At 72.5% G+C, this 11,675-nt stretch carries 8 protein-coding genes; 3 read left to right on the forward strand and 5 right to left on the reverse strand.

Annotated features, from left to right (window positions below; translation table 11 throughout):
- Positions 1–362: 362 nt before the first annotated feature.
- Positions 363–1,952 carry a ricin-type beta-trefoil lectin domain protein gene (locus ABZT87_RS30600; protein ID WP_355139859.1) on the forward strand — a complete coding sequence of 530 codons (1,590 nt, stop codon included), beginning with the start codon at positions 363–365 and terminating at the stop codon, positions 1,950–1,952.
- 56 nt (positions 1,953–2,008) lie between these two features.
- On the opposite strand, the gene ABZT87_RS30605 is transcribed toward ABZT87_RS30600, so the two are convergent.
- Positions 2,009–3,499: a S8 family serine peptidase gene (locus ABZT87_RS30605; protein WP_355139861.1), complete on the reverse strand. Its 1,491-nt coding sequence runs from the start codon at positions 3,497–3,499 to the stop codon at positions 2,009–2,011.
- A gap of 194 nt (positions 3,500–3,693) precedes the next feature.
- Between ABZT87_RS30605 and ABZT87_RS30610 the strand changes: the two genes are divergently transcribed.
- Entirely contained in the window at positions 3,694–5,730 is a 2,037-nt protein-coding gene (locus ABZT87_RS30610) for a hypothetical protein (RefSeq protein ID WP_355139863.1), read from the forward strand.
- Here the strand turns inward: ABZT87_RS30610 and ABZT87_RS30615 are convergent.
- The 3 genes from ABZT87_RS30615 to ABZT87_RS30625 all read right to left on the reverse strand — a co-directional run bounded on the left by ABZT87_RS30615 (position 5,679) and on the right by ABZT87_RS30625 (position 9,921).
- Positions 5,679–7,319, reverse strand: coding sequence for a hypothetical protein (locus tag ABZT87_RS30615; RefSeq protein ID WP_355139865.1), 1,641 nt, complete (start codon positions 7,317–7,319; stop codon positions 5,679–5,681). The genes ABZT87_RS30610 and ABZT87_RS30615 overlap by 52 nt on opposite strands.
- A 488-nt stretch (positions 7,320–7,807) precedes the next feature.
- Positions 7,808–8,170 (reverse strand): VOC family protein, encoded by a 363-nt coding sequence (locus tag ABZT87_RS30620; protein WP_355139867.1) that lies wholly within the window; start codon positions 8,168–8,170, stop codon positions 7,808–7,810.
- 992 nt (positions 8,171–9,162) lie between these two features.
- Complete coding sequence (locus ABZT87_RS30625; protein ID WP_355139869.1) at positions 9,163–9,921, reverse strand: hypothetical protein; 759 nt, start codon at positions 9,919–9,921, stop codon at positions 9,163–9,165.
- Between the two features lie 90 nt (positions 9,922–10,011).
- On the opposite strand from ABZT87_RS30625, the gene ABZT87_RS30630 reads away from it, so the two are divergent.
- Positions 10,012–11,193 carry an ISAs1 family transposase gene (locus ABZT87_RS30630; protein WP_355139871.1) on the forward strand — a complete coding sequence of 394 codons (1,182 nt, stop codon included), beginning with the start codon at positions 10,012–10,014 and terminating at the stop codon, positions 11,191–11,193.
- Here ABZT87_RS30630 and ABZT87_RS30635 read toward each other — a convergent pair.
- Positions 11,190–11,555 carry a PQQ-binding-like beta-propeller repeat protein gene (locus tag ABZT87_RS30635; RefSeq protein WP_355139873.1) on the reverse strand — a complete coding sequence of 122 codons (366 nt, stop codon included), beginning with the start codon at positions 11,553–11,555 and terminating at the stop codon, positions 11,190–11,192. The genes ABZT87_RS30630 and ABZT87_RS30635 overlap by 4 nt on opposite strands.
- Positions 11,556–11,675: the final 120 nt, after the last annotated feature.

Below are 11,675 nucleotides of genomic sequence, written 5' to 3' on the forward strand. Positions count from 1 at the left end.
GCCGAGCCCCTCTGAGGGAGAAGAATAGCCGTACTGATCGGACGGTGCCGTGGGCCGGCGGACGGCGACCAGCGTGCCGGCGCTCATCGGACGCGGCCCGACCGGCGGCCCGAGGTCACCGTGCCCACGACGGCGCTGGTCGGGCCCGCGCCGGGCGGGTGGTGGCGAGTCGACATCGAACACTCCGATCGGCGATCCGGCAGCCGCGGATCGGTGCGTCCGGCGGCGGTCACGTTGACGGCTCGGTGTGCCGGTCGGTTCAATGGCGGCCGGACTGGAATCGGATTCGATTCCGGTCGGGTGAACCGAGGACGTCGCGCATCCGTCACGCCTGGCGACGTCATCACCGGAAGGGAAGTCCCGTGACACCCGATCTTCCTGGCCTCCGATCCCGGCTCGCTCGGATCCCGCGTCGTGTCGCCGCCGCCATCGCGGCCGGCCTCGCGGTGCTGTGCATGGTGGTCGCCTCCGTGAGCTGGGGCATCGCCACCGCCCGCGACGACAAGCTGACCGGTCGTACCGTCTCCGCCGAGCACTTGACCGCCATCCGGGCCGCGGCCCGCTCCTGCCCCACGCTGACCCCGGCCCGCCTGGCCGGGCAGCTGATGACCGAGTCCGGTCTGGACGGACGCGTGACGAAGGCCACCTCGGGCGGTCGCGGCTTCGCCGGGCTGAACGACGACCGGTGGAAGTCGTGGGCGCCGTGGCCGGGAGCGGACCGCACCGACACCGCCGCGAACATCCTCGCGCTGGCCCACCAGATGTGCGACCTCAGCGGGCAACTGCGGCTGGCCGGGATCCCCGGTGACCCGTGGCGGCTGTCCTTGGCCGCGTTCCACACCGGACTCGACCAGGTACGCGAGGCCAACGGCGTGCCGTCGGCCGCGGTCGCGTACGTCGACGACGTCAGCCGCTACGCGGCGTACTACGGCGAGCTGACCGCGTTCGGCGGCGCCGGCACCGCCCGCCCGGACCCGGAGCGCCAGCAGCCCCGGGCGGTGCCGTCGAGCTACGTACGCCTGGTGGTGCGCGCCGGCTCGGTGTGCCCGGAGGTGCCGCCCGCGGCGGTGGCGGCGCAGCTCATGGCGATGTCCGGCTTCGACCCGAACCTGCTCGGCGACGACGGCCGGCGGGGAATCGCCCAGTTCCTGCCCGAGGTGTGGCGGGCGCACGGGCCGGCGGGCGCCTCGCCGTGGGACCCGCAGGTGGCCGTGCCGGCGGTCGGCGCCGCGGTCTGCGCGTTGCGGCGTGACCTCGCCGGCCTCGACGGCGACCCGGGCCTGCTGGCGCTGGCCGCCTACCGGAACGGACCTACCGCGGTCCGGCAGACCGGCGGCGAGCTGGACGACGCGACGCAGGCGTTCCTGCGGCAGGTGCGGGAGTTCACCGACTTCTACGCCCTCGACGGCCGGCTCCGGGTTCCCTCGGCCAGCCCGAGCCCGTCGCCCAAGCCCTCGTCGCCGTCGCCGACGCCGACGCCGACGGCCGCGTCCCCCGCGCCCCGGCCCAGCGCGACGCCGTCGGCCCGCCCGTCCGCCGTGCCGGAGAAGCCGGCCCCGCCGAAGCGCCCGAGCGGCGCGAAGCAGCTCGTCGGCAAGGAGACCGGTCTCTGTGCCACCGGCGGCACCGGCGATGGCGTACCCGTGGTCCTGCGGCCGTGCAAGGAGGACCGGCTGCAGTGGTGGACGTTCGGGTCCGACAAGACCGTCCGGGTCAACGGCCTCTGCCTCGATGTGGCCTGGGGCGAGAAGCGCGACGGCGCGCCGGTGCAGACCGCCAACTGCAGCGGCAACCCGGCCCAGAAGTGGGAGTGGATCGAGTATCAGGGCATCCGGTCGCTGTTCAACCGGGAGACCGACCGCTGCCTGGACGTGGACGGGCACGGCGACGGCGCTCCGCTGAACGCGTGGACCTGCGTGTTCAATCCGAAGCAGACCTGGTCGCTGCGGTAGCCGCCCGCCCCCGGTCACCCGCTCGGGATGACCGGGGGCGCCGGCCGTCGTGCGGGTCAGCCGGCGTACCGGCGGCGGCGCATCCGGAACACCAGGAAGCCGCCCGCGCCGAACGCCAGGGCGAGACCCAGGAGTACGGCGAACAGCGTGCCCCCGCCACCGCGGTTCGCCTGGGCGGCGGCCGGGTCCCGACCGCCCACGGAGGGCGCCACCGAGGCAGCGGGGTTGATCATGCCGGAGCCGTACCGGGAATCACCCTCGGCCACCTGCCCGCCGACCGGGTCGGCGGTGCCGCGGACGCGCTCCTTCACCTGCGCGGCGGTGAGATCGGGCTGGGCGGCCCGGATCAGCGCGGCCTCGCCGGCCACGAACGCCACCGCGAACTCGGTGCCGGTGTTGCCGACGACCTTGCCGCCGCCCACGCCGAGCGTCGCCACCTCGATGCCGGGGGCGACCACCTCGACCGAGCCGTCGAGATACTTCTCGGCGAGCTGGCCGCCCGCGCCGACGCCGCCGGTGAGCACCAACGCCCCGCCGCCGGATCCGCCGCGCGGCGACGGAAGCGTGGTGGGTTTGACCGGCGCACCCGCCACCACCACTACGTCGTGCTCCAGCGCGGTGGCCAGCGACGCCGCGACCGCCGAGTCGGCCAGGTCGACCCGGGAGCCGAGCGCGACCACCGAGGCACCCGTGCTGACCGCCACCTCGATGGCCGTCGCCGCGTCGGCCGGCCGGGCGTCGCCCGAGGAGCGGACCATCCGCACCGGCACGATGGTCGCGTCCGGCGCGAGCCCCACCGGGCTGCCCTCGACGCTGTCGTCGGCGGCGATGATGCCGGCCATCGCCGTACCGGAACCCAGGCAGTCCTCGTCACCGCGCCCGTTGCCGACGGTGACGTCCGCGCCCACCGCGACCCGGCCGCTGAGCTGCTGGAGCCCGGCGTCGACCCCGCTGTCGACGACGGCGACCTTGACCCCGTTGCCACGGGTCAGGGTCCACGCGCTGTCGGCCGCCATCCGCAGTTGCGCCCACTCCGACCGGCCGCTCGACGCGGTCGTGGCGGTGCACCGCGCGGCCGGGCCGCCGCCACCGGGAGAGCGCGAGGCCGTGTGACTGGGGCTCGGCGACGGGCTGCCGTCCGGCCGTACGCTCGGCGAACGCGCCGGGGTGGGGCCGGCGGACGGCTTGCGGGGGGCCGGCAGCTGTCCGTACTCGACGCCCTGGCCGGCGGCGTCCCACGGCAGCACCAGGTACCACCCGGCCTTCAGGGCGGCCGGGTCGGTCAGCCGGCCCCCGTCCGGCTGGACCCGACCGGTGTTGAGCTGGTAGATCTCGGCGGACCGCTCGCCGCTGCCGAGGAAGCGCCGGGCGATCTCGGTGAGATTCTCCGGCTGGCCCTGGTAGCGCGCCGTGACCAGGTAGTACTTCACGTACGGCTCGGTGTCCGGCGCGGACCCGGCGGCCGAGGGCCGTGGCGCGGCCAGGATCGCGCAGCCGACCATCACCACCACGAGCAGTCGAGCAAGGATGGAGTGCTTCGCCAGCACCGGGTTCCCCTTCCGTCACCGCGGCCCAGACCGATCAGCCGTCACCGTCTATTGCGGATCAGCGGCGACTTCGTTCAAATCAATCTGAACCAGATTTCCATGGCGCCCGTCATGGAGAACGCCGAGGGTACCGGCCCTCGATGTCGGGCAGCTCCGGCCGCCGGTGGGGCGTCGGTGGAACGAAGGCGGGGACGGTGGTGACAGAGCTGGCGCAGGCCATGGACGGCCGGGGGATCGACCGGGTGCCGAGCACCCGCCGCTTCGACCCGCGCCGGCACCGGCGGGTGCCCGGCCTGCTGGATCTCTGGCTGGTCTGCGGTCCCCGGGGGCGGCCGGCGTTGCCGGGCGAACCGGACCGCCCGCTGGACGCGCCCGCCGTGGCGGACCTGGTGCGGCGCACCGGGGACGTCGCGGACGACGTGCGGATCCTCGCTGACGACGGCGCCCGCCACGCCGAACTGTTCACCGAGGTGGCCGGCCTGCTGGGGCACGACGTGCTGGTCAGCCCCGACGGCGCGGACATCCGGCAGGTGCTGGCCGGGCGCGCCCCCGACGCCGACGACGGCCCGCTGCACGCGCTGCCCCTGGACCGGGTCACCCGCCAACCGATGGACTGGCTGGTGCTGCAACCACCCGACCTGGCAACCCCGCTGCCCGGCTGGTTCGCCATGAAGGACGGTCTGGTCCGGCCCCGGACCGGGGTGGTCAACCTGCCGTTGGCTACCGGTGTGGCGTTGGCCACCCGGGCGGACTTCGTGGCCCGCCGAGCCACCGCCCACCGGCTCGGCGCCACCATGTCCGAGCTGGTCACGGTCTCGGTCACGGCCCGCTCCGGCGGCTTCCTGATCGGCGACTACAGCGGCACCCAGCAGGTACGCGACGCCGGGCACCTAGCCGCGCTCCTCGGCGACCTGCCGCTCTACGGCGCCGACCTGCGGCTGTGGCTCACCTGGCCGTCCGAGCCGGACGAGCAGGCGAAGCTCGTCACCCAGGCCGCCGAGCTGGCCGAAACCACCGGCGCCACGGTCTGGACCCCACCGCCGGGCGGCCGGGCGGAACTCGTCGGCGACCACCACGGCCTGCGCGCGCTCGACGCGGCGGGTGGCGTGACGCAGTGGCAGGCCCACCGACCGCGCTACGCAGACAGCCCGCCGGCCGTCGACGCGACCCCCGACGGCCTGCTGGTGCCCCGCTCGTTGCGACAGCGCATCGTGGTGGCCGACGCTCCGGACGGCGACCGGCCGGTGGACACCGCGTCGGACGACACCGCTCCGTCCAGGGCCACGCGGGCCGGCACCCCGCCGGAACGACACGAGGCCGCCCGGCCGGCGCCCTCGGCCCGCCCGACGCTGGCCGCCGAGACCCGCCGCGCGGGCCGGTACGGGCCACCGTGGCTGCGCCCCGGCCAGCAGGTCAACGTCACCGCGTTCGAGGCGTTCGTGCCGGTCACCGGCGACCTGGAACGGGCGGCGACCGACGGCGTACCCAGCGCGGAGCTGTTCCTGGTCGCCCACCTCGACCCGCGGTCCGCGCCGCACCGGTCGGACCTCCTGCGCGTCCGGATCTCCCCGGGCGGCGCGATCCCGGTGCAGGTGCTGCGCTCCCACGTCCCGGCGCGCCTGCAGTATCTGCTCGGCGCCCCGGACACTTATCTGCTGCCGGCCGGCCGGCTGGACCGGGCGCGCGTGCGGGACGGATTCCGGGCCACCGACGACGGCGGGCTCCAACCCGTCGACGGGCTCGACGGCGTGTCGCTGCGGATCCGGTCCGCGCCGGCGAGCGCGTCGAGCGGTGGGCTGCCGCACGACGTCAGCCGGTGGCCGGCGCACGGCACCCGGCGGGCGTACGCGCTGTTGCCGGCGCGGTCCCGCGGCCTGGCGCCGGGCTGGTTGCCGCTGTCCCGGCGGCGGCCGGCGGCGCGGGCCGGGCGGCTGCTCGTGGAGGTACGGGTGCCGCGCGGCCGGACGGTCGACGTCGAGGCCACCGCCGACGCCCTCGCCGCCCTGCCGCTGGCCCGGGGTCACGCGGAGCGGCTGCGGCAGGCGGGGGTCGACTTGATCCTCACCAGCCGCTCCTACGACCGGGTCCAGGTGGACCGGGTCCACCGGGCCCGGGACGGGGTCTGGGAGTCGGTGTCCGGGCTGGCGGGTGGACCGCTGCCGGTGGTGCTGCGCGGGGTTCAGTCCCCGCCGTCCGCCTCCCCGTCCACGTCCACGTCCACGTCGAGCTGAAGCGACCAGCGGCCGGCCGGGACCGGACCGAGCACCACCGGCACGCACCGCCCCCCGGTGGCGGCGGCGAGACCACGCGCCCCGGCCGGCGGCGGGCCCTCGACGAACACCACGGACGGCTCCGGCAGTTCCTCGCCCGGCCCCGGCGGCTCGGGCAGGCCGGGCAGCCGGCGGCAGCCGGCCGCCATCCCGCCGCCGAGCGTCTCCCCCACGACCGCCACGCCGATTCCGGCGGCGGACAGCCCTCCGGCCAGGGCCGCGGCCGCGCGGCCGCAGACCGCCACCGGACCGACGAGCGTGAACACGTCCGGCACCCGGGCGAGATCCACGTGCAGCCGCCATGGCCCACTGCGTCCCAGCACCAGCGGCAGCACCGCCGGCGGCGCCACCTCACCCGGACCCAACCAGGCGTACGGCGGCACGCCGCGCCCGGCCGCCACGCCGACCAGCCGGACCCGGGCCGGGCCGACGTCGGTGTCCAGGTCGGCGGTGAGGTACGGCGCCTCGTCCCCGGCCGGCAGCGACGGGCGCGGCACATCCGTCGAGGCTTCCATCCGGGCCGGCGTACCGGCCGGACGCGCCACGTCCGCCTCCGCCGGCGTGGCGGGCCGCTCGTTGCCGGAGGCCTGGACGACCCGGCCGCCCACCGATCGTCCGGTCCCAGCGGTCACGGCGGAGGGCCCAGCCGACTCGGCTACGGAGGCCGGCCGGGTTCCCGGGGCCACGGACGACGCCTCCACCGGGGACGGCGGCGGGGCCTCGTTCGCCGGGCCGGACGCCGTCGTGTCGTCCTGAAGGGATGAGGTGGCTGTTCCGTCTGTTGAGGACGGCGCGTTCGCGGGAAGCCCGTCCGGTGTCGCGGGCATGTCCGTGGCCGGCGCGGCAAGCGGCGCCCTCGCGGCGTCGGCGGGAGCGGGCGTGTGGTGCCGCTCAGGCGGCCACGGCCCGTCGTCGCCGGCCACCGGCAGGCCACGACCGGAGCGGCCCGGTCGCAGCAGCACGATCGCCGCCACCGCGAGCAGCACCGACAGGACGCCCGCGCCGACCCGGATCACCAGCGGGTCAAGGCCGGCCGGAGTCGTGGGCTCCTGCCGCCGGGGCGCGGCGACCTCCGTGGTGGCCGGAGGCCGGGCGGGCGCGGAAGGCGGCACACTGCTCGGCGCGGCCGTGATACGGGGCGCCGCGGCCGTGGTGGGCGCCGGGGCGGACCGCTGGGCGGGCGGCGTCCTGGTCACCGGCGGGGTGGGGCGGGCCCGGGGCCGGGGCAGCGGGCCGATGCGTACCCCCTGGCCCTTGGCGTCCGGAGGCAGGACGAGCACCCAGCCCGGGTTGAGCACCAGGCCGTCGGTGAACGTCTCACCATCGGGCTGGGCCCGACCGGTGTTGAGGTCAACGATCTCCCGGTACCGGTTGCCGTTGCCGAGCGTACGCAACGCGATGGCGTACAGGTATTCCCGTTGCCCGTCGACTGGCGGGCCGACCACGTAGTACCGGCCGGTCTCCGTCGGCGCGGCATGCGCCGGACCGGTCGGCACCAGCCAGATCCCGACCAGCACCAGCACCGCCTGAACGGCCCGCCGCATCTGCACCCGTCGCCCTCCCTCTCCACCGGCACCGTCATCCTGCCGTCCCGGTTCACTACGGACCGGGCCGCCGGCGGTTCAACGGTGATCGCGCCCGGATCGGGGCCTGTGCCGGCGGGCCGCCGTCACGGGGAGGTGGAGGAACCGGTGATCAACCCTAGCCCTCCGCAGCAGATCAGAGCCTCTACCAACCCAGTACCTTTCATGGCCTCGGATCGAGGCGTGATTGCGGCGCGAACGCCTACAGTCGTCAACCGGACAAAGCGCTCGAGCATCGTTACCGACAGACTGGCTTCATGCAGAGCGCAACAGCGATGACGGAGGCGCCGCCACGCCCGGCGCAAGAGCCATTAGGGTCTGGTTCGGATGCGCCCTCTAGAAGAGTGTGTCGACGGCTCCACACTCTCGCGGCCGCTTGTGATCAGTGTGCAACGACGACGGTGCGTACGACGCCATCAGCAGGTCTCGGATGCTCGGTCGAAAGCCTAACCAGATCACACCCGGTAGTACTGCACGACGCAGAACTCGTTGTCCTCCGGGTCGGTCATGACGAGGACTGCGCCCTCTTGGTAGTCATGCCGTTCACCTGTCCACCGCCCGCCCAACATCCCGATCCGATCGACCGCTTCGTCAATGTCGGTAACGGCGATGTCGAGGTGTAGTCGCGTCTTGCCGGCCTTGGGCTCCGGGACCGGCTGGAATGTCAGCACCGGGCCGCCCCCGGCGACAGTGACGCGCCGCCAGCCGGGAAGAGACTCCGTCACGCGTCCTCCAAGCACCACGGACCAGAAGTCAGCCAGTCGCTGCGGATCCCGGCAGTCGACCGTGACTCCGGCAAGTCGGCCCAGTGTCTCCACGACACCGACCATAGCGACGATGTGCAGCCCGCTCCCACTGGGGCGCACTCATCTCGGCCATGAGCGGACGCCGCCTTACTGCCGCCGAGGTGCCAAGCTGACGCCTTCGGATCCGCCGAAGAGGTCTCCAGCCTGAAGGGCCTGCTCAGAATGTTGCCCGTGGGATCGGTGTCTCAGATGACGGACCTGCGCTGGACTTCAGCCCGCTGACCCGCAGCGCCCCCCACGTCGATCTGACGCACCTCCAGGCGCGGCGTTACGCAACCCGAGGCGCTGGCCGGCGCCAGCCGTCCTGGGAACAGCGTCACGCAACAAAGTGGGCCGTCAAGTCCCGGCAGAGCGCCGAGCTCTGGGTACACGACCTCGCCTTGTGGACCGGCGAATGGGCCAACCATCGGACCTACGGCCGCCAGTCAACCCATGAGCCATAACCGGGGCCACCCTCTCGCCGCGCGGCACCGGCAGCGGTCGGCCCAACTCCTCAACTAGCCAGCAGGCCCGCTCGGGACCGCACATCAGGTCACTCAACCGGACAGGTCCATGGCGGCCCGAACAGAGAACCAGCCGCGCTGCTCCCAATCTGCTCCCAATGTAAACGGCACATACGGCGAAGCCCGTTACCGACTCATTCGGTAACGGGCTTCTGACCTGCACAAACTGAGAGTGGGCGATGCTGGTATCGAACCAGCGACCTCTTCGGTGTGAAACAGGACGCCGCACCGACTCTGACCTGCGGCAACGTGGAGCCGCAGGCAGGGGTGGGTGCAGTTGAGCGCCGTTCGATGCCGTTGGACGCAGTTCAAGGCCGTTCAGGGCACCCCGCTGCTCCCCACCTGCTCCCCCAAACCGGGCTCGCGCCGGGCGCCGACCTATCGTCAGCTGCCGACCCCGTGCCTTGGTTGGCACCAGCGCTGGCTCCCGCAGCGACATCGGCCAATCGGGAAACACGCGCACGATCGGCTCGCCGTGTCAGCGGCAGAAGCGGATGCTCGTTAAAAGAGCGGGACGGTTGCCGTGGCCGGGATATCAAGCGTGACGAGGTGGCCTTCGCCGATTGCGTGCATCAGACCGTTGTCTGCGGGGACCAGCCGGTCAATCCGCGCCGATAGCCATATGCGGGCGCGGGCGTTGCCAGCGCGATCGATGGTGACCAGCGAGCCGTCCGTAAAGGCGAACAGCACACCGCCGGAGACCAGGGCCGCGGCACAGACGGCGCCGTGCGGTAGGGGCCGTACCTCGGTGACAACACCTTGGCTCAGGTCGATGACCGTGATGCCGGCGTCCTCGACGAGCCACAGCGTGTCGCCGTGGAGGATCGGCGATTGTGGGCGGAGATCACGCTCGTGGTGCCACAGCACCTGCACACCGCGCACCGGATGAAAAGCCATGACCGTGCGTCGACCGCTGAGGAAGGTGACACGGCCATCGATGCTGACTCCGTAGCTGCCGTCGCCATCAGGGAAGACCACCGGTGCCGGCAGCGACCACTCCCTCAGAACGGCCCCGGAGGCGGCCATTACCAGTAGTTTTGGCAGACCGGCGCCCGCGACGAGCACCGCATCGGCGGCACAGTCGTGTTCGGGCCTCCAACGAACCGGCTTCGGCCAGGCAAGTGGATCGGCTCCAGCAAACGCAGCGCCGTCGAACGGCAGGCACTTACCGTTGGCAAGGGCCACCCGAATCAAGGGGTGGTAACCCAGGGCATTCGCAAGATCGAGCTTTGACCGTTTAGCAACGTTTGGGGTAGTCACGCCGGTTCAGGCCGGTACGTAGAAGAGCGCGGTCTTCTGGTGATCATTCAGGTGTCTAGGCCGGATGATCACATGTGAAGGACCGCGCTCGTGGAAGCATCATCGTTGATCGGCGGATTGTCCGCACGTCTGCACGGCGTGTCGCCACTGGTGGAGCAGGACACACTGGGGTTGTTGCAGGTGCTGGCGCAGGTGCCGGACCCGCGGGACCGGCGGGGGCGTATCCATTCGTTGCCGGGTCTGCTCGCGGTGGCGGTCGCGGCGGTGGCCTCGGGACAGAGTCGGGTCGTCGAAATCACCGAGTGGGCCGCAGACCTGCCGGACGCGGTATGGGACCGCCTCGGGGCGGCCCGCGACCGGTTCACCGGCGCCCGGCGGGTGCCTGATGACAGCACGCTGGGCCGGGTCCTTGCCGGTATTGACGCCGATGCCCTGGATGCCGCGGTGTGCCGTTGGCTGATCGGCCGGGCAGGCGCCGGCGGTCCGGGCCGGCGGGTGATCGCCGTGGATGGCAAGACGTTGCGGGGCAGCGGTCCCGCGGGCGCCCAGGTGCATCTGCTCGCCGCCGTGGATCACCGTGACGGGATCGTCCTGGCCCAGAGCGACGTCGACGGGAAGACGAACGAGATCAGCAGGTTCGTGCCCATGTTGGACACCCTCGACCTGGCCGGGGCGATCATCACCGCGGACGCGTTGCATACCCAACGCGAGCATGCCCGCTGGCTGGTCCAGAAGAACGCCGGTTACGTCTTCGTCGTCAAAGGTAACCAGAAACGCTTACACCGGCAGGTCAAAGCCCTGCCATGGGCGAAGATCCCGGTCCTGGACCAGATCCACGACCGTGGGCACGGCCGCCACGACATCCGCCGATTGCAGACAGTCACCTGCCTCGGCCCCCTCGCCCTGGACTTCCCGCACGCCAGTCAGGCTCTGCGGATCCGGCGCCGCCGCTACCACCCGGCCACCGACCGCTGGTCCGCCGTCACCGTCTACGCGATCACCAACCTCACCGCTGAGCAGGCCGGACCCGACGAACTGGCCGACTGGCTCCGCGGTCACTGGTCCATCGAGGTCCTGCACCACATCCGCGACACCACCTACCGCGAAGACGCCAGCCGCCTGCGGACCGGCAACGCACCCCGAGCCCTGGTCACCCTCCGCAACACCGCGATCAGCCTGCTCCGCCTGGCCGGCACCACGTCGATCGCGCAAACCCTACGACGTAACAGCCGAAACCCGTACCGATCCCTACAACTACTCGGACTCGACTAAACGGGCATACCTCTACCTTGCGAACGCCCTGGGTGGTAACCGCGCCACCCTCCCAGCAGGACAACAGAGCCGCTGACGCTGACGTAATGCCGCAGGCTCATGCCGGGCGTCGACCACAACCGCTGCCCGTTGCCCAGGTCGAAGCAGTGCAGAACTCCTGCTTGGCTCAGGTAAAGGCAGCGCTCGCCCGCGATAACGGCCGTGCCCCAGCAATCCTCGACACGTTGTTCCCACAACTCCGCCCCGCTGCGCGGGTCCAGCCGGACCAGGCGCGAGTGCCGCTCCGCCACAACGAGCGAACCGGACGCCACAGCCATCGCCTGCGAGCCCGACCTCAGATGTAACGGCCGCGACCACAACACGCTGACTGAGCTACCCCCGTTTTCAGGGGCTGTCTCGCTAAGGGTGTTTTCGGCGATCTTGGTTAGTAGGTTTCAGCAGGTGGGAAGCGGTCGCTGAAGGTGATGGCGAAGGCGTTCAAC

The sequence above is a fragment of the Micromonospora sp. NPDC005237 genome (assembly GCF_040607775.1).
Taxonomy (GTDB): Bacteria; Actinomycetota; Actinomycetes; order Mycobacteriales; family Micromonosporaceae; genus Micromonospora.